We start from the raw sequence: 20,839 nt of genomic DNA, 5'->3' as shown, positions 1-20,839 counted from the left end.
CCTTCTCGTCACTTCCAGGCCGTGCGAAGGCCGGCCAGTGACGAGAAGGCGGCGTCGGCCGTCACCAGCACCGCGTTCTCGACGATCGCCTGTGCGGCGAGCATCCGGTCGAACGGATCACGATGCGTCCACTCGAGGTGGGCCGTGGCCAGGGAATGCTCGAGCGTCACCGGAAGCTCGGTCGCCCGCAGGAACCGCAGATGGCGTTCCAGCGCTTCCAGGAAGAGCCCTGCCCCGGGAAGGAGGCCCTTTCGGAACTTGATGCCCAACTCCCACGGAGTGATGGCGGAGACCAGCACCTCGTTACCCATGTCTTCGACGAGGTCGCGAGCGGGGCTCGGTATCCTCGTCGGCTCGCGGATGGCCCAGTACGCCGCATGCGTGTCGAGAAGCAGCCTCATCACATGCCCCACTCGGCGAGTTCTTCTTCTGTCATCGGGTCCCAGAAGGAATCGGGCAGGTCGGGCCCCGGTGCGAAGCCGAGCACGCGCCGGGACACCGGCTCGACGGCCCGGAGCGTCGCGATGGGTTTACCTCCGCGCGCCAGAATGAACTCCTCGCCGCGCTCGACCCGGCTGAGAATCTCGCTGAGCCTCGTCTTTGCTTCCTGCACATTCACCGTCTCGGTCATGTTGACCAACTGTAGTTGGTCAACCTCTGAAAATCGTCTTGTCTGCGACCGTACGCGGTGCTGAGGTTCCCCCGTGCGCCGCAGCGGCATCTGTGGAGAAGACAGCCGACCGGCGACCTGTGCAGGGGAGGAAACCGGGACGGGAGGGTCGGGCGCCGCTAGGGTGGGGGCGTGTTCTCGATCCTGTCACGCACGGTGCGGCTGGTGGCCGCACGGTGGCCGCAGCTGCTGGCGTGGTATCTGGCCGGCTGGCTGGCGCGCTACCTGCTGATCGAGGTGGCCGCGTTCTTCGGGGCGACGAGCGCACTCGTGGGGCTGCTGCTCATGCCGCTCGCCATCCTGGCGCGACTCGGCAGCTACATCGCGATGTTCCTGACGCTCCGGCCCGCGCTGCCGGGCTTCATGAACCTGCGCGACAAGGGCGAAGACGCCGTCGACCGCACCACCGTGAACGTGCCCTCCGCCCCGCGGCAGAAGCTCTACGACATCCTCCTGGTGAGCATCCTGCCGTTCTTCGCGTTCTACGCCGCCTGGCAGCTCCTCGCCGACGACACCCAGGCCTACGCCGAAGCCGCCCTCAAGAACATCAACTTCTTCGAGGGCACGCACACGAACTCCGTGCTGAGCATCGAGTTCAGCCCCTTCTCGGTCGGTACCATCGTCGTCGCCTTCACCGGGCGCTACCTCATCAAGCGTTTCAGCGACCGGCTCCCCCGATGGACCAACCTCGTCGCCGTCTACCTCGAAGCCGTCTGGGTCTACCTCACCCTGTTCCTCATCACCGCCTACACGAAAGACGTGCAGGGCTGGATCGCCGACCGCCAGGCCATGCGCTGGCTCGACGACCTGCGCCAGGCGGTCGTCGGCGTATTCGCTCCGGTGCAGTGGATCGTCGAAGCCGTACAGTGGGCGATCACCGAGACGGGCGGGCTCGTGCTGCTGCCGATCGCGTGGCTGACCCTGGCCGGCATCGTCTACGGGAGGGCGCTGGCGACGCCGCGGCTCCGCCTGCCCGAGCCCCGCATCCGCGCTCTCTCCTCGGCCCGCGCACGCTTCGACGCACTGCCCTCGGTCGTCAGCACCCGCCTCAGAGACCTGGGATCGGACTGGGCCGGCCGGTGGAGACCGTTCGCGGATGCCCTGCTGCTCATCTGGCGGGCGGGCGTCGTGCCGATGGGCATCTACATTCTCGGCTACACCGTGCTCGAGAGCGCATCGGCCTGGCTCGACTTCGCAGCGGTGCGGGTGATCGGCCCGCACGATCTCAACTCGTGGTGGATGAACTTCGACCAGATACTGAGCTTCGCCGTCGATGTCGTCGTCGAGCCGCTCCGCCTCTGCCTGGTTGCCGCGGCCTACAACTTCTGCCTCGTGAAGCTCGACCAGCGCCGCGAGGTGGCTGACGCCGCAGCTCAGAGCGTGAGCGCGAGGTAGCGGGGCAGTTCCTCGACCACCTCGAGCCGGAGCACCAACGCCGTGTCCACCTCGGCGGGAATGACGAAGAGCGCCTCGAACCGGTACGGTGTGGTCAGCTCGCTCGTACAGGCGGTCTCGGCCTCCTCCGACACCCGGTAGTCGATCGGCTCGAACGACGCATCGCCCCAACTGCGCGCCAGCTCACCGCCGCCCGCCTCCTGCAGCCGCACCTCGCAGAACGGCGACGTGCCCTCGTCGTCGAGCTCCCGCGGGGTCACGCCGACGGTGACGACGACCAGCTGGCTGCCCGCCGGGAGCGAGGCGTCTGCCCCCTCCGCACTGTCGGCCGCGATGCGGCGGCTGCCCTCGATGCGCCAGCCGGTTCCCGCGAAGTCGGCCGCCGCCCCTGCGCCGACCACCACAGGCTGGCTGGGTCGCTCGGCATAGTACGAGATCCACTCGTTCGAGAAGGTGATGCCCACAGTGAGCGGAACCAGCACGACGACAGCGGCGAGGGCGAGCCCGTTGCGCCTCAGCCAGCCCCCGATCATCCCTTCCCCCACTGCGGTTCGGAGGTCACGATGCGCGGCTCGGAGGTGAGGGAGGCGAGATCGACGGGAACGACGATGAGGGAGTCCGTGCGCGGGTCGGAGGTCGCAGCGAGTTGCACCTCGGCGGCGCGTGCATCCTCGCCCGAGAGGGCGTCGCGGGGCACCTCGAAGAACAGCGGCCCGGCGTGCGGGATGCCGACGCTCAACGAGACACCCTCGATCGAACCCTCTGCGGGGCGCTCGGATGCCCCGTACACCGTGTCGCCGACCTTCAGTTGCGCGGTGCTGAGACTCGCACCGTAGTCGGTGACCACGGCTTCGACCCGCGCATCCACCACGACCCAGACACCCGTCGTCTCACCCGCCCACCCGTTGCTCGCGGTCACCGCATCGGCCACCCGGATGTTCGTGACGGTCGCGCGGATGTTGCGCCCGGTCAGTGCCTCGCCGATCGCACCGTTCACCGGGATCGGCGCCTGCCACTGCTCGTCGGTCGGCGCGGAGTGCAGCACGACGCCGGCGACCACGAGGAAACCGAGGAGCGCTGCACCGTTCGCGACGTGCCGCCAGGTCGGCGTCGCCGCGGTCACGACGACTCCCCCGCGCCGTTGTCGGTGAGGGGAACCGTGGTCACGGCCGCCAGGAACGGGCTGTCGTACCGGGCTCCGTAGGTGACGAAGCCGTTGGCCGTGTACACCTTGTCGTAGATGTCGACGCGCACCTGGTCGAGGTCGGCGGCGGCGCTGGGCGCGACCTCCCAGAGGAACGCAAGTTCGACGGGAACCCGCGGCTGCAGGCGCGGCGAGCGCGTCGCATCGCTGATCACAAGCACATCGGTCGGTTTCGTCTCCGCGGTGATGCCGTCGACGCCGACCGGTCGAAGGTTGTCCGCCGCTCCCGTGTTGCTGTACGTGCTCACCGGTCGGTCCCAGAGGTTCTCGACCGTGGCGACGACCACGAAGAACCGTCTGCCCTCGGCCGGGGTGATGTTCTGCTCCGGAAAGCCGTCGACCAGAACGGCACGATCGACCGTAATGCGCAGCTGGGCCCCGTCGAACGCGCTACCTGCCGCGACCTCGGGCAGGGCATCCGCATCGACCGTCTCGAGGCCGCCGAACGCGGCCGACCCGGCCAGGAAGAGCCCGATCGCGGCGGTCGCCAGCCATTTCGACGGCACCTTGCGCGAGAGAGTGGTCGCGCGGGTACGCCAGTTCGCTGGGCCCCCCGGTTCCGTCACGCCTCCAGCGTAGTCATGCGGTCAGCCCCGCGACACTGTCGGATGTCAGCCCATCGGGCCGAGCCAGCCCGGATCGGCGAACATATCCTGCAGATCACCGAGCAGGCGTGAGGCGTGGAAGCCGTCGACCGCTGCATGGTTCACCTGCAGGGCCAGCGGGAGGAGGGTGCGATCATCCCGCTCGATGTGGCGGCCGAGCGTGAAGATCGGCAGCAGGTGGTCGACTCCGCCGGGTGTCTGGATGTGCAGCGCGCTGAACGGGGTGCGCGGCAGGCTCGACACGTCGAAGGCGTTCGCGGGCGGCTCTCCCTGCGGAAAGAGGCCGGTCGGGCTCCGGTGTTCTTCGAGGATGCTCCTCGCCCGCTCATGGAACAGCGCGAAGTCGGGGTCGTACTCGGCCCACAGAACGGCGAACGTCTCGAGCCGGCTGTTGAACACAGTGAACGATGGATGCAGCACCGGCCAGATCGCGGGCGAGCCGTCGTCTCCGACGGCCATCCTGAACTCCTCGTGCCGGTTCACCACGGTCGCCAGGGCCCACAGCTGCGCGATGTAGGTCTTGCGGCCCGATGCCCGCAGGGCGGCGACGAACCCGGTCACGTCGAGTTCGACGGTCATCGACCACGAGCACGGTACCCGCTCGCGGTAGTACGCCCAGTGCTCGCGCCGCGCCCACGCCGCGAGGTCGATCGGCGCGGGCGCGAGCGCCTGCACGGCTCCGGCGCTCGGTTCACGTTCGTTCATCGGTCCATTCTCGCGGCAGAGAGACGCTCATGCCTCATCGTTAAGACGAGATATACTCATTCGGAGATCATCCACGAGGAGTTGCGCGCAGTTCTGCGCGCTCACCTCCGACACGGTGCGAAGAAGGTCCACTGGCACGACGAGGATACCCACGGCCGCGACCGGCTCGTCTCCCTTGTCACGTCGTTTCATCTCGACCACGTCGTCGTGGTGTGCGCCAGTGAGCCCTCAGTGCGCAGTGAGCGTCGTCGACGGCTCTGCCTCGAGCGCCTGTGCGACGAACTGCAGGCTCGAGACGTACGACTGGTGAAGCTCGAGTCGAGGGGACCATCAGACAAACTGGACCGTGCTCTTGTCGACGCGCTGCGGTCGAAGCGCCAACTCGAGTCCAGCACGCGCATCGAGCACGTGCCGGGACCGGCGGAACCGCTCCTCTGGATCGCCGACACCCTGTGCGGCGCAGTCACGCAGCACAGACGGGGCAACCCGAGCCACCTCAGGGCCCTCGGATCGCAGGTGCATCTCGCCGAGATCTGAATGCGCAGAACCCCGGGCCTCGTCGAACGAGATCTCCCGGGGTTCACTTCTGGCACCACCGCAATGGGCCAACAACGACATTATGTCACGTTGCGTGTCTCGATTCCACGCCGGTTCTTCATCGGGCGGGGCCGGCTAGGCGCCGGTCGGGCTGAAGCCGGCGGGGAGGGCGAAGGGGTCGAGTACGCGGGAGGAGCGGTCGGAGGCCGCGACCAGGGTCGCGAGCTCCGACGAGGCGCGCCCGATGCGGGCGGCCAGGCCGCCGCCGCCAGAAGCAGCGCCGCCGGCCGCAGCCCCGCTGCCCCAGTCGCTCGACGCCGCGTACACGGCGGTCGGCACGACCACGGTGTGCAGGTACGTGAACAGGGGGCGCACGGCATAGTCCAGGGCGAGCGAGTGCCGCTCCGTGCCGCCGGTGGCGGCGATCAGAACGGGCAGGTCGGTCAACGCTGTGGGCTCGATCACGTCGATGAACGACTTGAACAGGCCCGAGTAGCTGGTCGTGAAGATCGGCGTCACGGCGATCAGCCCGTCGGCGTGGGACAGCGCGTCCAGTGCCGCCTGCAGCTTCGGCGCAGCGAAGCCCGTCAGCAAGTTGTTCGTGATGTCGTGGGCGAGGTCGCGCAGTTCGATGACCTCGACGGTGGTGGGGGCATCCAGAGCCGACAGGCGATCGAGCGTCGCCGCCGCCAGACGGTCGGCGAGCAGGCGCGTCGACGAGGGCTGGCTGAGGCCGGCGCTGACGACGACGAGGGAGCGGGCATTCATTCGCCTACCTGCTCTCGGTGAGATCGGAGAGAGACGCTGCCGCAGCACCGGCGACCACGGACTCGGCCGCGGCAGCCTCGGCCGCGTCGCGCGCCGCGACCAGCGAGGCGTGCGTCGGGCCGTCGGAGATGCCGGCCGGCCGGTTCACCTCGAGCTCCTTGCGGAGAACGGGCACGACCTCGCCGCCCAGGAAGTCGAGCTGCTCGAGCACCGTTTTGAGCGGCAGGCCGGCGTGGTCCATCAGGAACAGCTGGCGCTGGTAGTCGCCGAAGTGCTCGCGCATGCCGGCGTAGCGGTCGATGACCTGCTGCGGGCTGCCCACGGTGAGCGGGGTCTGCTCGGTGAAGTCTTCGAGCGACGGGCCGTGGCCGTAGACCGGCGCGTTGTCGAAGTACGGGCGGAACTGGTTCACCGCGTCCTGCGACTTCTTCGCCATGAAGGCCTGGCCGCCGAGGCCGACGATCGCCTGCTCGGCGGTTCCGTGGCCGTAGTGCTCGAAGCGCGAGCGGTAGTAGCCGATGAGCTGCATGTAGTGCTCCTTCGGCCAGAAGATGTTGTTCGCGAAGAACCCGTCTCCGTAGTAGGCGGCCTGCTCGGCGATCTCAGGCGAACGGATGCTGCCGTGCCAGACGAAGGGAGGCACGCCGTCGAGCGGGCGGGGCGTCGACTGGAACCCCTGCAGGGGCGTGCGGAACTTGCCCTCCCAGGTGACGTAGTCTTCGCGCCAGAGCCGGTGCAGCAGGGCGTAGTTCTCGATGGCGAGCGGGATGCCCTGCCGGATGTCCTGGCCGAACCAGGGGTAGACGGGGCCGGTGTTGCCACGACCCATCATGAGGTCGACGCGGCCGTCGGCGAGGTGCTGCAGCATCGCGTAGTCTTCGGCGATCTTCACCGGGTCGTTGGTGGTGATGAGCGTGGTGCTCGTGCTCAAAAGGAGCTTCTCGGTCTTCGCGGCGACGTAGGCGAGCGTGGTCGTGGGACTGGAGGAGAAGAAGGGCGGGTTGTGGTGCTCCCCGATCGCGAACACGTCGAGGCCGACCTCTTCGGCCTTCTGCGCGATCGTGACGATGTCCTTGATGCGCTGCTGTTCGCTGGGGGTGGTGTTGGTCGTGGGGTCGGTCGTCACGTCGCTGACGCTGAAGATTCCGAACTGCATGATGCTCTCTTTTCTATGCGTTTGCATCGATATTCGGCTCAACGGGTGGCGGCCCCGTTCTATTCCCGCACCGCTCCAGCGTAGGCCGTGCCGGTCCTCGCTCGTGGGTCAGGAGCGGAGGATGGAGGCCATCTTCTTGCCGCGGGCCACCTCGTCGACCAGCTTGTCCAGGTAGCGGATCCTCTGCATCAACGGGCCCTCGATCTCCTCCACCCGAATTCCGCAGATCAGCCCGGTGATGAGCACCGCATCCGGGTTGAACGCCGGGGCCCCCGCGAAGAACGCCTGCAGATCGGCACCGTCGTCGATCACACTCTGGATGCCCCCCCGGTCGTATCCCGTCAGCCAGCCGATGACCTCGTCGACCTCCTCGCGGCTGTGACCCTTGCGCTCGACCTTCGCGACGTAGAGGGCATGGATGCTCGCAAAACTCGTGCTGAAGATGCGGTGGTGCGGCTCGCTCATCCCCCCATTCTGCCCGCGACCCCCGCCCTACTCCAGCCTTATCGGCCAGCCACGCACGCTTCAGACGTTCGCCCACGGGTCGATCAGGTCGAGGCCGAGACCGACGAAATCCTTCGTGTTCCTTGTGGCGAGGCTGGCGCCGGCGGATACACAGATCGCCGCGATCATCCCGTCTTCAACGCTGAGGGGTCGCCCCATCGCCGCACGGCGCTCCTGCAGAGCGGCATAGGCGGTCGCCGCGCGCGAATCGTAGGCGAGAATCTCCGCACCGAAGTTGTCGACGATGTTCTCGACGGCCGAGAGCAGCGCATCGCGGCGTCGGCCCACGGGAAGGCGTCGAGCACCGACGAGGAGCTCTCCGACACTGATCGAGGTGATGGCGGCCTCTCCGGCCGCGACCTGGAGCCATTCGAGAACGGCGTCGTCGGGCTGCCTGCGGAGGGGCTCGGAGAGCACGTTCGTGTCGAGCACGATCATGCGAGATCCGACTGTCTCGGCGCCGACCGCGGCGGCACGGCGAACTCGTCGAGGCCGATGTCGGCGACGGCGGCGAGCCAGGTCGCCACCAGACGATTGTCTGAGACGGCTGCGCTCAGAATGGCACGCGCCTCGGCCTCCATCGATCGCCCGTTCTCGGCGGCGCGCCGACGGATGCGGCGCTGCACATCGTCGTCGAGATTCCGCACCGTCAGAGTACCCATGAGCACCTTCCCTCTGACAGCAATGCTAGCACCGACGGCACCGGTACGACGGGCCGCGCAGCACGCGGAGGGCGAGCGCAAGCCCTTCACGCGGCGGAAGGGGGCGCCTAGCGTGGCCCGCATGAGCGATACACCGAACAGCAGCGACACACCGAACAGCGCAGCGGCCGGCGACGACTGGGCCGGCGCCCCCTTCCGCACCGCGATCGTCACGGGCTCCGACTCCGGCATCGGCCGGGCCGCAGCGGTGGCGCTGGCGCGCGACGGGCTCGACGTCGGAATCACCTGGCACACCGACCGCGACGGGGCCGAAGCCACCGCCGACGAGGTGCGCAGCCTCGGCGCGCGGGCGTTCGTTGCGCACCTCGACCTGACAGACATCCCGTCGACCGGAGAGGTCGTCGACAGCCTGGCCGACCAGCTCGGCGGGCTCGACGTGTTCGTCAGCAGTTCGGGCACGGGTGCGTCGACCCTGCTCCTCGACCTCGACTACGACGAGTGGAATCACATCATCACCACCGACCTGGGCGGTGCGTTCGTCGGCATCCAGCACGCAGCGAAGCGCATGATCGCGGGCGGGCACGGCGGGCGCATCATCGCCGTGACGAGCGTGCACGAACACCAGCCGCGGGTCGGTTCGAGCGCCTACGACGCGGCCAAGCACGGCCTCGGCGGCCTCGTCAAGACCGCGGCACTCGAACTCGGGCAGTACGGCATCACGGTCAACGCCGTGGCACCGGGCGAGATCGCGACGCCCATGACCGGGATGACCGACCAGAACCCGCACGACGCCAGCCGCCCCGGCGTGCCGCTCGGCCGGCCCGGCGACGCGCGCGAGATCGCAGCCGTGATCGCGTTCCTCGCGTCGCCGCAGGCGAGCTACGTCACCGGGGCGTCGTTCGTCGCCGACGGCGGGATGCTGCAGATGGGGCCGCAGGCGGGCTCGCACCTGCAGAGCAACGACTGGCGGAGCGTCTGAGCCGTCACCGGCCCTGCAGACGACCGGCGGAGCGTCTGAGCCGTCACCGGCCCTGCGCCGGCCGGCGCCCGACCGCGAGAACGATTCCGCCCGCCACCAGCGCCGCCGCCGCGAGCACTCCGCCGACCGCGAGGGTCGTGCCCGACGGATGCACCAGAGGCTCCCCCGCCAGCGCCTGAACCGTGACGAGCGCGAGCACCCCCACGTAGAGGGCGACGAAGACGGCCACCAGCCCGGCACGCACCCTCGCCTCGCGCAGTACCGCTAGCGCCGGCACCCGCCGCGCCACCAACTCGAGCACGAGGGCGGCGAGCGGCACCAGCTGCAGCGCGTGCATGCCGATGAAGTGCGGGATGCGCAGATCCCCGCCGACCGTGCTCCACCCGACGAGCGGCAGACCGGGTCCGCCATCGGCGACCCCCACGGTGTGCGCGCCGACGATCCCCTGGTAGTCCGTGATCTGCGACCCCTGCGGCCCGGTCATCAGGAACGCGAGCCCCATCCCGACCAGAGCGAGAAGCAGCCCCGCCCGCACCGCGAGCGATCGTGCGGGGTCGCCGAGATCGGTGCGGAACAGCAGCACCGCGACGGGGATGCCGAGCATCCACACCACGACGATCGACACGGCCATCACCCCCCAGAGCACCGTGGCCAGGGGCGTCGACACATTGAAATGGCTGGTCGTGCCGGCCAGCGCGACCCCCACGATGATCACCATCTCGATGGCGAGGCCGATGGTGGCGATCGTGCCGAACACGTGCACCACACGTCGGAACCGCGTCAGCATGCCCAGCAGCCACGAGAGGGTGAGCGCGTAGACGCCCACCGACACGGCGAAGAGCAGGGGCTTGTTCCAGAGCGGTACGCCGGTGATCTCGCGGGGGTCGACGACTGAGCCGATCGCCGCGATCAAAGCGAGCGCGCCCATCGCCGCGGCGAGGGCGAGCAGCGGCCGGTGCCAACTGACCCGCGAGACGAGGGTGCGGGGCCGGGTGGGCGCGGGGGCAGTGGCGGTGGTCATGACGCTCCGTTCGGTCGGGTGGATGCTGCGTGCGGCGGTGCCGGATGACGCCCGCTCGACACGTGCTCCTGTGCGGCCCGCCGCAGCCCGGAGAACAGCGCATCGCCGAGCACCGTACCGACGACTACCGTCTCGGCCTGGGCGTCCCGGCCGGAGCGACTGGCGATCTCGTCGAGGTCGGCCTCGGCGGCCAGCAGCGCCGCGGCGGCGTAGCGATCGAACCAGCCTGCCTCGTCTGCCTGGCCGAGCGCGCCGAACGTGTCGACCACCCGCGCGGCGGCCAGCCGGCCGGGGTTGCCGGGGCTGACCCGCCAGCCGGTGGTCGCCGCGTCGACGATGGCCAGGGCATCCGGAGTCACATCGCTCTCGTCGAGGTGCTCAGAGAGCGCGTTCTGCGCGGCCTCGAACGTGTACAGCACCGGCTCGGCAGAGTCGATCGAGCCGATGACCTCGGCCGCCGCGGCGATGCTGAGCTTGCCGACGCCGAGAAGCGCGCGGATGAGCTGCAGCCGGGCGACGTGCGCCGGCCCGTAGTCCGCCTGGTTCGGGGCCGTCTTGTCGCTCGGCGGGAGGAGACCCTCTCGTTGGTAGAACTTGATCGTGGCGGTGGGGGTGCCGCTCACGGCACTCAGTTCGGACATCTTCACAATGGAGAGTATAGCTATCGGATAGTATATATATCTACTTGCTTCAGAAACTGTGCTTGACCTCAAGCGCTTGAGGTCTGTTCTGATGGAGCCATGACACTGTTGACCATCCAGAACGCCTCGCAGCGCAGTCGGCTCAGCGAACCGACCCTGCGGTACTACGAAGAGATCGGGCTGATCGGCCCGATCGCCCGCGACGAGCGGAGCGGCCATCGCCGCTACCGCGAGCAGGACCTCGACGACCTGCAGGTGCTCGCCTGCCTGCGGGCCATGGGTGTCGGCATCGAAGACATGCGCACCTACCAGGCCAACCGCGCGAAGGGGCGCTCCGCCGCCGGCGAGCAGCGCGACATCCTGACCCGGCACGCGAAGCGCATCGAGCAGGAGATCGCGACGCTGCAGGTGCACCTGCGCTACCTCGAGGCGAAGGCGGGTCTCTGGGATGCGCGCGATCGCGGCGATGGACCCGGCGAAGAAGCGGCCGCCAGTCGCGTGCATGTGCTGCTCGACCAGCTCGAGGCGGTGCTCTCATGAGCCGCGTGCTGGTGACCGGTGGATCGGGCTATCTCGCGACACGGCTGATCGCCGACCTGCTGCTCGGCGGAACGGAGGTGCGCACGACGCTCCGCTCACCGGCGGGTGAGGCGGGCCTCCGCGAGGCGCTGGTGCGGGCCGGGGTGCCGGCCGACATGCTCGGCGGGGGTGCGCTCGAGGTCGTCTTCGCGAGCCTCACAGCCGATGAGGGCTGGGCCGCCGCGGCCAATGGGATCGAGGATGTCTACCACCTCGCGTCGCCGATGCTGCTCGGCACGACACCCGAGGAGGTCGTCGTTCCGGCCCGGGACGGGGCGCTCCGCCTCCTCGGGGCGGCGCGGGATGCGGGCGCCCGGCGCGTCGTGCTGACCTCGTCGTTCGCGGCGATCGGGTACTCCCCCAAACCGGTTCGCGACTACACCGAAGACGACTGGACCGACCCGTCGACACCCGGCCTCGCGGCCTACCCGCTCTCGAAGGCCGTCGCCGAACGGGCGGCCTGGGACTTCATCGAGCGCGAGGGCGGCGACCTCTCACTCGCGGTCATCAACCCGACTTGGATCGCGGGCCCGACGCTCACCACCGACGCCCGGTCGTCGCTGCAGGTCTTCACCGCGATGCTCACCGGGGCGATGACCCACACACCCCGGCAGCGCTTCGGCATCGCAGACGTGCGGGATGTCGCGGCCCTGCACATCGCGGCGATGAACACCCCGGCGGCGGCCGGGCGGCGCTACCTCGCACTCGCCGACGGGCCGACGAAGACGTTCCTCGACGTGGCGAAGGTGCTGCGGGCTCGCCTCGGAGCGTTCGCCTCCCAGGTGCCGACCGAGGAAGAGCCGGGTGACGAGCCGGCGCCGCTGGTCATCCACAACGACAGGGCGAAGCGCGAGCTCGGTTTCGCGCCGCGCCCGGCAGAGCAGACGATCGTCGAGACGGCGGAGAGCCTGCGCGAGCTCGGCCTCGTCTGAGATGTGGCGCGCCTCGCGGCGGCGCTCACTCGGAACGCGGGAGGCGCAGCGTGAAGCGCTCCCCGAAGACCTCGGGCAGCCCCGCGATCGTCACGATCACGCCCTGATCGGGCAGCGCCAGCCGCGCGAATCGGTCGCCGAGGTGGTCGAACGCCTGCACCTCCGTCGCGCGGCCTTCGAAATCGATCGTGAGCGGGAACTCGACCGCCTCCTCCAGCGCCTCCCGAACGCCGTACCACTCCGGGTCGTACTCGCTCTTCCCGATCTTCGACTTCCAGTACGGGTGGGAGTTGTGCAGGTGGTTCGCCGCATGCAGAAGCAGCTGTCGTCGCTCCTGCTCGGCGTCGACGCCCACCCTCACCGCGAATCCGGTCTGCACAGACGTCGACCGCACATCGGGTGCGGTACTGGCCCAGTCGAGTGGGCAGTATCCCGACTCGATGAGCTCGGGCACTCCGTTGACCGAGTGGATCGAGTAGCCGCGAAGCCCCAGCCTCTCCGATTCGAGATGCCCGAGTGGCCGGCCGATCGCCAGCGCCTTCGCCTCGTTGTACGGCGGTTTCGGCAGCGGGTCGTACGGCCTCGCCCGCCCGTCGGGCCATCGCCTGCCATACATGGGCGCCTCACCCATCACATCCTCCTCCTGTCGGCGGAGTCGTCGACGTCAGAAACGATGAACGCTCATCTTATCTCTTGACCATCAGCTGGGTCCAGCGCCCGATGACGGCAGAGACCGAACCACTGCCTGCGACCGAGTCATCGCACGCCGCGATATCGCCGTACGCTGGGCGCATGGAGACGGGCGGGAGCGACGCGGAAGGGTTGCGGCGCGCGCTCGCTACAGTTGCCGCTCGGCTGCGCGAGGCAGAGGGCGCCGAGGCATCTGGCGATGGGGAACGCGCCCGGGAGCTGCGGCGGGAGGCGCTTGCCGTCGCCTCGCAGGGAGCGGCTGCGGCGACACCCACCTCGCCGACAGCCGTTGGGCCGACGCACACGCCGACGAACGCCGAGCCCGGTCGATCGAGGGCGAGCGGGGCGCCGGCCACGACGGCGGCGCCGCCGGGCTGCAGGCAGCGGTCGACCGCGGGCACCGGCTGGCGAAACGCCCGGCGCTACGGCGCGACGACGTGCAGAAGCTGCTGCGGGACAGGTCGGAGGCGAAGCGGGTGATGGCCCTCGCGATCCTGCAGCGGCGTCCCGACCTGGCGAGCGTCGAAGCGCTGAGCGAAGCGGTCACCGGGTCGCGCGAGGCGTTCGAACACCTGCAGGGCCTGCTGGCGGCACAGGCCGTGTTGGCCGCCCGGTCGCTGAGCGTGGCCGAAGCCACAGCGCTCAGGGAGCAGCTGCAGATCGAACTTGCGACAGGCCGGCTCGACGGTACCGACCGCGCCCGTGTCGCCGAGCAGGCACTCGACTCGTAGCCACACCGACTTTCCGCGGCCCATTCGCGCTCCACGCCGGATGATCTGCGCGCGGAGCCGGTCGGGAAGGTGGAAGCGCTGCGGCTAGGGCCGAACGGCGGCCCCGTCCACCACGAACTCGGTGGCGACCGCAGGCGCCAAGGCATGCGCGATGCGGGCGGCCATGTCCTCCGACATCGGCGGCATCGCGTCGAGCGCGAACCACCGCGCCTCCGAGTTCTCGCCGTCGGCCGGGTAAGGCTCCCCCGAGAGGTACCGCATGCGGAAGGTGAAGTCGAGGTAGTCGGTCTGGTCGCCGTTGTCGTAGACGACCCGCGGGATGGTGTGCACCCACGCGAGTCGTTCGGCGACGGCTGTGACGCCCGCCTCTTCGAGGGTCTCGCGAGCGGCGGCATCGGCGGGCTCCTCGCGCGGGTCGATGACGCCGGTGACCGCCGTCCAGGCACCGTTGTCGCTGCGCTTGACGAGAAGGATGTCGCTGCCGCGCGTGACGACCGCGGTGGTTCCGATCAGCCAGAGCGGAGCGTGCCCGACCTTCTCGCGGAGGGCCAGCACGAAGTCGGGGGTAGCCATGCCCCAAGGCTAGCCGAGCATCCACGAAGCGGCCGCCGGGCGCCGTGAGCCGGGTACCGGGCGCCAAACGATGGCTGGCACCCGGCAACTCCTCCCCCTACTCGGAGGCGGCGCCGCCCTGGGCGAGCACCGACACGTCGTTCCACTTCTCCCACGTCTCGATGCGCGAGGCGTAGTCGGCCTTCGCGATGCCGAGCGGGGAAGTGCCGAAGAAGACGCGGAGGGGCGGCTCCTCGGCATCCACGATCTTCAGGATCGCCGCAGCCGAGGCCGCGGGGTCGCCAGGCGTCGCGTTCCGTGCCTTGCGACCCTCGGCCACCTTCTCGTGCAGCTCGGCGTAGTCCGCCAGCGGCTCCGAGGTCGACGACGATGAGCCGGCCCAGTCCGTCGAGAACCCGCCGGGCTCGATCAGCGTGACGTGGATACCGAAACCGCCGACCTCCTGCGCGAGAGCCTGGCTGAACCCTTCGAGAGCCCACTTCGAGGCGTGGTAGATGCCGACGAGCGGGAAGGCCGAGATGCCGCCGATCGAGGACACCTGGATGATGTGACCACTGCCCTGGGCGCGGAGGAACGGCAGCGCCGCCTGCGTGATCCAGAGAGCGCCGAACACGTTGGTCTCGAGCTGCGCCCGGGCCTCGTCTTCGGTGATCTCTTCGATGAAACCGAAGTGGCCGTAGCCGGCGTTGTTGACGACGACGTCGAGCCGACCGAACTTCTCGTGCGCCTGGGCAACGGCGGCGAAGCCTGCCGCGCGGTCGGTCACGTCGAGGGAGATCGGCAGAATGGCGTCTCCGTACTTCTCGACGAGATCGTTCAGGGAGTCGGTGTTGCGAGCGGTTGCGGCGACCTTGTCGCCCCGCTCGAGGGCTGCCTCTGCCCATTCGCGGCCGAAGCCCCGTGACGTTCCGGTGATGAACCAAACCTTCATTGTGTTCCCTTCAGCGATGTGCGTGCCCCGGATGCAACGCAGCCGGCCTGCGAAACCTGCCCGATTGGTCGCAGTGGATGAGGATGCTTGGTCGCAGCGGCTCAGGATGCGCCGCGGGATCGACGGGCGAACCCCTTGATGAACGAGGCCTGGCCGACATGCTGCGTGCAGTCGTTCACCACGCTAACCAGCCGCGCGGCGAGTGTGACCGGCGGATCGTACGAGTCGTCGACGACCCGGGAGAACTCCGCCGGGTCGAGCGACCCGACGATCTCGAGGGTGCGGGCGTGCACCGCGTCGAAGTAGCCCCCGAGCAGGTCTGCGCCGATGTCGTCGAGGGCCGCGACATCCGCCGGGCTCTGGCCGTAGCCCGAGGCCGACGAGGCAAAGGGCACGCCGAACTTCTCGTACCAGCCGTCGCTCGTCCAGAGCTCATCGGTCTCGGCGAGGGCGCTCACCTGGGCATCCTGGCCCCGCGCGATGTGCCAGACGAGCCATGCGATCGTGTTCGCCTCGGGGTCGACGCGTGCCGCCAGGTCGGCCTGGGTCACCCCGCGCAACACGGAGTGCACGGAGCCGCTGACGCGAGTGAACGAGTCGGCGAGGATGTCGGACGCGCTGGTATCAGTGTTCTCGGTCATGGTCTCGCTTTCGCTCGAGGTCGGGTGGGGTCGGGTTCAGCCGACCGTGTCGGGTCGGTCGGGGCGGATCAGGTCTGCTCTGGTCGGGATGGTCGCGTCAGACCGTGGCACAGCGCGTCGTGTCGGGCATCCGGTCACGCACCGTCGCCGTCGTCGTCGCCGTCGTGGGCCCGTTGCAGGTCGGCGATGACGATCTTCTGCATCTGCAGCATCGCCTGCATCGTGCGTGACGACCTCTCGGGGTCGGGGTCGCTCATCAGCTGCCCCAGCTGGGGCGGAACGATCTGCCACGACAGGCCGAACCGGTCTTTCAGCCAGCCGCACTGCCCCTCGCTGCCGCCGCCTTCGAGCAGGGAGTTCCAGAGGTGGTCGATCTTCTCCTGGCTGTCGGCGGAGACGAAGAACGAGATCGCCTCGCTGAAGTGGTACTGCGGCCCCGCGTTCAGCGCCTGGAACTCGAGCCCGTCGAGCACGAAGCTCACGCTCATGGCGGTGCCCGCCGGGTAGGCGGCACCCTCTGGGTAGCGGGAGATGTTCAGGATGCGCGAGTTGTCGAAGATGCCGGTGTAGAACTCGGCGGCCTGCTCGGCCTGGTCGTCGAACCAGAGGAAGGGGCTGATGGCCTGCATGATCGTTCTGCCTTTCAGATCGCCGCGAGACGCGGAACGAGCGACTCCGTCACCCGGGACACCCAGGCTGCCGGGTCGGGGTCGGCCGGCACCGTCGTCACGAGGGAGACACCGATGCCGGCGTACTGCTCCATCGTGCGGAGGAACTCGTCAGGAGCATCCAACCCCTCAGCCGACACGATGACCGTCTTCTCGATCGCGTCGTAGTCCGTACCCTCGGTGTCGCAGTGCCCGCGCAGCACGTCGAGTTTGTGCTGCAACCCTTCGAGCCCCACGTCGAACAGGTTGCAGGCGTCACCGTACTTCGCGACGAGGCGCAGTGTCTTCTTCTCACCGCTGCCGCCGATCAACACGGGCGGGTGCGGCTTCTGCAGCGGCTGCGGCACGCAGATCGTCTCGGCGAGGTGGTAGTGCCTGCCGTCGTAGGGCCCGTTGTCGTCGCTCCACATCTGGCGGCAGATCTGAAGTGTCTCTTCGAGGCGCTCGAACCGCTCGCTGATGTCGGGGTAGGGCACGCCGAGCCCCAGGTGTTCGCGCTCGTACCAGGCTGCGCCGATTCCGAGCATCGCGCGGCCGCCCGAGAGCACATCGAGCGTCGTGACGATCTTGGCGAGCAGGCCCGGGTGACGGTAGGTGACCCCGGTGACCAGCAGACCGAGCCGCATCGTCTCGGTCTTGCCGGCGAGAAAGCCGAGGGAGGTGTAGCCCTCGAGCATCGGGTCGTACGACGTGGCGAGGCTCTCCATCTGGAACCAGTGGTCCATCAGGGTGAAGAGCGAGACTCCGCCCGCCTCGGCGGCCTCCGCGGTGGCGGCGAGGGTCGGGCCGAGTGCCCCGGGGCCGCCGGGGAGGGTGAAGTTCGCGAAGTGGATGCCAAGTTTCATGGCTTCACCCTACGACTGCCCGCCGACATCGGGGTGAACAGTTTGCGCCGGCGCTCGCCACGGCCTCCGTCGGCGGCTCCGGATGCCCGTGGGCGCCTTCAGCGCTCGACTCCGGATGCCCGGCAGTGCCTCAGCGCTCGGTGGGAGTCTCGTCGGGCTCGATCTCCGTCGTGCCGAGGTCGAAGGCCTCTGTCTCGGCTGCGGTAGCGGCATCCGGAGTCGCGTCGGAAGACACGGACTCGCCCGTCGAGGCTGCCCCGTCGAGAGCAGCACCGTCGACAGCAGAAACGTCGACAGCATCACCGGCGTCACCGGCAGCACCGGCGTCACTCGCATCACCGACGTCGCCCGCATCGCCCGCCTCCGCCACATCCTCCTCGCCGATGCCCGTCGAGTAGATCTCGTTGCGGGCACGCGCACGGGCCTCACGCTCGAGGCGCAGGCGCTCCTGCTTCTCCTCCCGGGCCCGCAGCCAGTCCTGGTCGACCTCGACCTTGCGCACGGTGACCCCGCGGCGCGCGGGCGCGGCGGCGCGGCCCCCGGCTCCGGCGCCGCCCGTTCCGGCCCCGCCCCCGCTGATGCTCGTGCCCGACGACGGCTTGTGCGCAGAACCCGAGCCGCCCGCGGTGCGCGAACCGGCTGCCGACGAGCGGCCCGATCCAGAGCCACCTGAGCCTGCCGCGCCGCCTGCGCGACCCGACCCCGCCGAACCCGACCCGCGGGGAGCTGCGACCACCGGCGCCATGCCGGTGCCTGCGCAGCGCTCGCCGTTCTTGTTCTCGTGCTGGATCAGGGTTCCCGATACCAGGCCGACACCTATGGATTTACCACAGACGGGACATTTCGTACCCGTGCTACCTGCCATGCGTGTCGTGCTCCTTCGGGAATCGTGTCGTCTGCGCATAATCTGCTGAACCGGCGGTGCCGGGGTTCGCAGCGCGCACATCCGCCAGTTAGATTGTACGAGCCGGGCAGCCGGCCGCGAATCGCTGCGCAGTATCGCGCCGGTGAACACCGGCCCCTGGGCTGGCCGCGGCCCCGGGGAAGCCGGCCGCGACACGGGGAAAGGGGGGCGACAGCGCTGTGACCACCGCCCCGACGCCGTGGATCGTTCTCTCCCGAAGCACCACGCGCACCGACCGAGCAGAACTCGACCGCCGCCGCCTGCTCGCCTGGGTGGGCCTGGCCGCGCTGGGGGTCATCGCCCTCGTCGTGGTGCTCGGCCTGCTCGCCGCCCGAGCCCTCGCCGAGACGGAGGCCGTGAACGGCGCCGCCCAACGGGCCGACCTCATCGCCGGCGGGCTCATCGAACCTGACCTCACCGACGGCCTGCTCGTCGGCGACCCGGCCGCCCTCTCGCGCATCGACGAGGTCGTGCGGGCCCACGTGCTCAACCTGTCGGTCTCCCGCGTCAAGATCTGGGCCCCGAGCGGCGCGATCGTCTACTCCGACGAGAGCGCGCTCATCGGGCAGGCCTTCGAGTTCGGCGACGACGAGATCGAGGCGCTCGAAGAGCCGGGCGTGCGCGCCGAGGTCAGCAATCTGGATGCCCCCGAGAACGTCTTCGAGACCGGCTCCGGCAAGCTGCTCGAGACTTACCGTGCCGTGCACTCGCCCTCTGGCCAGGAGTTCCTCTTCGAAGCGTACTTCCGCTACGACGAGGTGGATGATCGCACCGAACAGCTCTTCGGCGGCTTTGCGGCGCTCACCGTCAGCAGTATCGTGCTGCTCGTTCTGCTGCTGGCACCGGTGCTCTGGAGGCTGCTGCGACTGCTGGAGCGTTCCCGCGAGCAGCGCGAGGAGCTGCTGCAGAGAGCCCTCGACGCGTCGGCCGCCGAGCGCCGCCGCATCGCCGGAACGCTGCACGACGGCGTGGTGCAGGACCTCGCCGGCCTCTCGTTCGCCCTCGCCGGGTCGGCGGAGCGGGCATCCACAACCGGCGACGCAGCCCTCGCGGCCGACCTCACCCGCTCGGCCGGCACCGTGCGCGGCACGATCGGCGGCCTGCGCTCGCTGCTGGTCGACATCTACCCGCCCTCGCTCGAGACGGCGGGCATCGGCGCGGCGCTCGACGACCTCGCCGCAGGCCTCCGGTCGCGCGGTGTCGAGGTCGAGGTGGCCGTGGCTGACACGCTGGTTCTGGATGCCCGGCAGTCCCGCCTCGTCTTCAGGGTGGCGCAGGAGTGCCTGGTCAACGCGGCGAAGCACTCGGGCGCCGCCCACGTGACGATCGCGCTCGGACCGCCGCCGTCGTCTCCGCTGCCGGACGCGCGGTCGCTGCCGCTGTCTCCGCTGCCGCCGTCTTCGCTGCCGCTGCCGCCGTCTTCGCTGCCGCTGCCGACGGACGCCCGGCCTGCGCACGCGGGCACGACCGACCCGGTCGGCGCCGCCGCGGTGTCAAACACCCGGCGCATGCACGCGGGCATGGCCGACCCCGTCGGCGTCGCCGCGGCGTCAAACACCGCGAGTGCCCGCAGCGCCGCGCGACCCGATGACGGCGCACCCGCGCTCGACACGGCTGGGCCTGCCTCCACCGGGGGCGCCCGATACGCGGTCGCGCAGCTCGACATCGTCGACGACGGAGCCGGGTTCGATGCCGCGTCGGTGCTGGCGGCCCCCGCCGAAGGGCACTTCGGGCTTCGCGTTCTGGCCGACGTGGTCTCGGAGGCCGGCGCCGAGCTCGCGCTCCGCACCGCGCCGGGCGCCGGCACGCACTGGCGGTTGAGGGTGCCGCGCTGATGACCGACGACGCCCCCACCCCGCACCACCGTGCTGGTCGTCGACGACCATCCGCTCGTGCGGGGCGGGCTCATCTCGCTCCTCTCCTCCACACCCGACCTCGCCGTCGTCGGCGAAGCGGGCGGCGGGCTCGACGCCGTGCGGATGGCGGCGGAACTCGCCCCCGACGTGACCCTGATAGACCTCTCGATGCCCGACATCGGCGGCGCCGAGGCCACCCGGCGCATCCTGGCCGCCCGCCCTGACGCGAACATCGTGGTGCTGACCTCGTTCCACGACCATGTGCGGGTGCGGGAGGCGCTCGAGGCCGGCGCCATCGGCTTTCTGCTGAAGGACGCCGAGCCCGCCGTGCTGCTCTCCGCCGTGCGCGCGGCTGCCCGCGGCGACGCACCGCTCGACCCGCGCGTCGCCCGCGCCCTCCTCCCGCGCGCCGCATCGCCCGTCCCGACAGCAGGCCCAGGCCCGGGCCCCGCGCTCAGCACACGCGAAGCCGAGGTGCTGCGCCTCCTCACCCGCGGCATGTCGAACAAGCAGATCGGCACCCACCTCGGCATCGCCGAACGCACCGTCAAGGCGCACGTCGGCAGCATCTTCCGTCACCTCGGCGTCGCCGACCGCACCAGCGCCGCGCTCTGGGCCCGCGACAATCGCTTCTGACCCTCG

28 protein-coding genes are annotated in these 20,839 nt (G+C 69.7%); 8 read left to right on the top strand and 20 right to left on the bottom strand.

Annotated elements, in window-relative coordinates:
• Positions 1–8: 8 nt before the first annotated feature.
• Positions 9–401, bottom strand: a complete 393-nt coding sequence (locus C5B96_RS13970) for a type II toxin-antitoxin system VapC family toxin (RefSeq protein ID WP_199176661.1) — start codon at positions 399–401, stop codon at positions 9–11.
• A complete protein-coding gene (locus C5B96_RS13965; RefSeq protein WP_104245977.1) occupies positions 401–631 on the bottom strand; it encodes a type II toxin-antitoxin system Phd/YefM family antitoxin in 231 nt (76 codons plus the stop codon). Before C5B96_RS13965 ends, C5B96_RS13970 begins: the two co-directional genes overlap by 1 nt.
• 171 nt (positions 632–802) lie before the next feature.
• Between C5B96_RS13965 and C5B96_RS13960 the strand changes: the two genes are divergently transcribed.
• Entirely contained in the window at positions 803–2,065 is a 1,263-nt protein-coding gene (locus C5B96_RS13960) for a hypothetical protein (protein WP_104245966.1), read from the top strand.
• Here C5B96_RS13960 and C5B96_RS13955 read toward each other — a convergent pair.
• The 4 genes from C5B96_RS13955 to C5B96_RS13940 are packed head-to-tail and all read right to left on the bottom strand — an operon-like array spanning position 2,044 to position 4,579.
• Positions 2,044–2,598: a hypothetical protein gene (locus C5B96_RS13955; protein WP_104245965.1), complete on the bottom strand. Its 555-nt coding sequence runs from the start codon at positions 2,596–2,598 to the stop codon at positions 2,044–2,046. The genes C5B96_RS13960 and C5B96_RS13955 overlap by 22 nt on opposite strands.
• Entirely contained in the window at positions 2,595–3,188 is a 594-nt protein-coding gene (locus tag C5B96_RS13950) for a hypothetical protein (protein WP_104245964.1), read from the bottom strand. Before C5B96_RS13950 ends, C5B96_RS13955 begins: the two co-directional genes overlap by 4 nt.
• Positions 3,185–3,835 (bottom strand): hypothetical protein, encoded by a 651-nt coding sequence (locus tag C5B96_RS13945; RefSeq protein ID WP_104245963.1) that lies wholly within the window; start codon positions 3,833–3,835, stop codon positions 3,185–3,187. Before C5B96_RS13945 ends, C5B96_RS13950 begins: the two co-directional genes overlap by 4 nt.
• 45 nt (positions 3,836–3,880) lie before the next feature.
• Positions 3,881–4,579: a CatA-like O-acetyltransferase gene (locus tag C5B96_RS13940; RefSeq protein ID WP_104245962.1), complete on the bottom strand. Its 699-nt coding sequence runs from the start codon at positions 4,577–4,579 to the stop codon at positions 3,881–3,883.
• Positions 4,580–4,660: 81 nt separating this feature from the next.
• On the opposite strand from C5B96_RS13940, the gene C5B96_RS17185 reads away from it, so the two are divergent.
• Positions 4,661–5,116 (top strand): hypothetical protein, encoded by a 456-nt coding sequence (locus C5B96_RS17185; protein WP_146078190.1) that lies wholly within the window; start codon positions 4,661–4,663, stop codon positions 5,114–5,116.
• A gap of 135 nt (positions 5,117–5,251) precedes the next feature.
• Here the strand turns inward: C5B96_RS17185 and C5B96_RS13930 are convergent, their stop codons facing one another.
• The 5 genes from C5B96_RS13930 to C5B96_RS13910 form a co-directional block, all read right to left on the bottom strand.
• The gene (locus C5B96_RS13930) at positions 5,252–5,884 is read right to left on the bottom strand and encodes an FMN reductase (RefSeq protein WP_104245960.1); all 633 of its coding nucleotides are present in this window, start codon (positions 5,882–5,884) and stop codon (positions 5,252–5,254) included.
• A 4-nt stretch (positions 5,885–5,888) separates the two neighbouring features.
• Positions 5,889–7,040, bottom strand: coding sequence for an LLM class flavin-dependent oxidoreductase (locus tag C5B96_RS13925; protein WP_104245959.1), 1,152 nt, complete (start codon positions 7,038–7,040; stop codon positions 5,889–5,891).
• A 108-nt stretch (positions 7,041–7,148) separates the two neighbouring features.
• Positions 7,149–7,505: a DUF2200 domain-containing protein gene (locus C5B96_RS13920; protein ID WP_104245958.1), complete on the bottom strand. Its 357-nt coding sequence runs from the start codon at positions 7,503–7,505 to the stop codon at positions 7,149–7,151.
• Between the two features lie 60 nt (positions 7,506–7,565).
• Entirely contained in the window at positions 7,566–7,982 is a 417-nt protein-coding gene (locus tag C5B96_RS13915) for a type II toxin-antitoxin system VapC family toxin (RefSeq protein WP_104245957.1), read from the bottom strand.
• Positions 7,979–8,206, bottom strand: coding sequence for a plasmid stabilization protein (locus C5B96_RS13910; RefSeq protein WP_104245956.1), 228 nt, complete (start codon positions 8,204–8,206; stop codon positions 7,979–7,981). The genes C5B96_RS13915 and C5B96_RS13910 overlap by 4 nt, the downstream gene beginning before the upstream one ends.
• A gap of 121 nt (positions 8,207–8,327) precedes the next feature.
• Between C5B96_RS13910 and C5B96_RS13905 the strand changes: the two genes are divergently transcribed.
• Positions 8,328–9,185 (top strand): SDR family oxidoreductase, encoded by an 858-nt coding sequence (locus C5B96_RS13905; RefSeq protein WP_104245976.1) that lies wholly within the window; start codon positions 8,328–8,330, stop codon positions 9,183–9,185.
• Positions 9,186–9,228: 43 nt separating this feature from the next.
• Here the strand turns inward: C5B96_RS13905 and C5B96_RS13900 are convergent, their stop codons facing one another.
• Together C5B96_RS13900 and C5B96_RS13895 are read right to left on the bottom strand one after the other, a co-directional pair.
• The gene (locus tag C5B96_RS13900) at positions 9,229–10,206 is read right to left on the bottom strand and encodes a hypothetical protein (protein ID WP_104245955.1); all 978 of its coding nucleotides are present in this window, start codon (positions 10,204–10,206) and stop codon (positions 9,229–9,231) included.
• Positions 10,203–10,847 carry a MerR family transcriptional regulator gene (locus tag C5B96_RS13895; protein WP_233189210.1) on the bottom strand — a complete coding sequence of 215 codons (645 nt, stop codon included), beginning with the start codon at positions 10,845–10,847 and terminating at the stop codon, positions 10,203–10,205. The genes C5B96_RS13900 and C5B96_RS13895 overlap by 4 nt, the downstream gene beginning before the upstream one ends.
• Before the next feature lie 99 nt (positions 10,848–10,946).
• Here C5B96_RS13895 and C5B96_RS13890 point away from each other — a divergent pair, with 99 nt between their 5' ends.
• Complete coding sequence (locus C5B96_RS13890; protein WP_104245953.1) at positions 10,947–11,387, top strand: MerR family transcriptional regulator; 441 nt, start codon at positions 10,947–10,949, stop codon at positions 11,385–11,387.
• Positions 11,384–12,358 carry an NAD-dependent epimerase/dehydratase family protein gene (locus tag C5B96_RS13885; RefSeq protein WP_104245952.1) on the top strand — a complete coding sequence of 325 codons (975 nt, stop codon included), beginning with the start codon at positions 11,384–11,386 and terminating at the stop codon, positions 12,356–12,358. The genes C5B96_RS13890 and C5B96_RS13885 overlap by 4 nt, the downstream gene beginning before the upstream one ends.
• 25 nt (positions 12,359–12,383) lie before the next feature.
• Here the strand turns inward: C5B96_RS13885 and C5B96_RS13880 are convergent, their stop codons facing one another.
• Positions 12,384–12,989: a hypothetical protein gene (locus tag C5B96_RS13880; RefSeq protein ID WP_104245951.1), complete on the bottom strand. Its 606-nt coding sequence runs from the start codon at positions 12,987–12,989 to the stop codon at positions 12,384–12,386.
• Between the two features lie 496 nt (positions 12,990–13,485).
• Between C5B96_RS13880 and C5B96_RS13875 the strand changes: the two genes are divergently transcribed.
• Entirely contained in the window at positions 13,486–13,779 is a 294-nt protein-coding gene (locus tag C5B96_RS13875) for a hypothetical protein (protein WP_104245950.1), read from the top strand.
• An 84-nt stretch (positions 13,780–13,863) separates the two neighbouring features.
• Here the strand turns inward: C5B96_RS13875 and C5B96_RS13870 are convergent, their stop codons facing one another.
• From C5B96_RS13870 to C5B96_RS13845, 6 genes are all read right to left on the bottom strand, one after another.
• Complete coding sequence (locus C5B96_RS13870) at positions 13,864–14,352, bottom strand: NUDIX domain-containing protein (protein WP_104245949.1); 489 nt, start codon at positions 14,350–14,352, stop codon at positions 13,864–13,866.
• 97 nt (positions 14,353–14,449) lie between these two features.
• On the bottom strand, positions 14,450–15,283 hold the full coding sequence (locus tag C5B96_RS13865; protein ID WP_104245948.1) for an SDR family oxidoreductase: 834 nt from the start codon (positions 15,281–15,283) through the stop codon (positions 14,450–14,452).
• Positions 15,284–15,384: 101 nt separating this feature from the next.
• Positions 15,385–15,924, bottom strand: coding sequence for a DinB family protein (locus tag C5B96_RS13860; RefSeq protein WP_104245947.1), 540 nt, complete (start codon positions 15,922–15,924; stop codon positions 15,385–15,387).
• 134 nt (positions 15,925–16,058) lie between these two features.
• Positions 16,059–16,553, bottom strand: coding sequence for a VOC family protein (locus C5B96_RS13855; protein ID WP_104245946.1), 495 nt, complete (start codon positions 16,551–16,553; stop codon positions 16,059–16,061).
• A gap of 14 nt (positions 16,554–16,567) precedes the next feature.
• Positions 16,568–17,437, bottom strand: a complete 870-nt coding sequence (locus C5B96_RS13850; protein ID WP_104245945.1) for an LLM class F420-dependent oxidoreductase — start codon at positions 17,435–17,437, stop codon at positions 16,568–16,570.
• Positions 17,438–17,567: 130 nt separating this feature from the next.
• Positions 17,568–18,302, bottom strand: a complete 735-nt coding sequence (locus C5B96_RS13845) for a hypothetical protein (protein ID WP_146078189.1) — start codon at positions 18,300–18,302, stop codon at positions 17,568–17,570.
• A 218-nt stretch (positions 18,303–18,520) separates the two neighbouring features.
• Here C5B96_RS13845 and C5B96_RS18025 point away from each other — a divergent pair, with 218 nt between their 5' ends.
• Together C5B96_RS18025 and C5B96_RS13835 are read left to right on the top strand one after the other, a co-directional pair.
• Complete coding sequence (locus C5B96_RS18025; protein ID WP_104245943.1) at positions 18,521–20,176, top strand: histidine kinase; 1,656 nt, start codon at positions 18,521–18,523, stop codon at positions 20,174–20,176.
• 30 nt (positions 20,177–20,206) lie between these two features.
• Positions 20,207–20,833, top strand: coding sequence for a response regulator transcription factor (locus C5B96_RS13835; RefSeq protein WP_104245942.1), 627 nt, complete (start codon positions 20,207–20,209; stop codon positions 20,831–20,833).
• Positions 20,834–20,839 lie beyond the last annotated feature (6 nt).

The sequence above is a fragment of the Subtercola sp. Z020 genome (assembly GCF_002931235.1).
GTDB lineage: Bacteria > Actinomycetota > Actinomycetes > Actinomycetales > Microbacteriaceae > Subtercola.
Note: the sequence above shows the minus strand (reverse complement) of the source record. Positions and strands in the feature narration are given on the sequence as shown.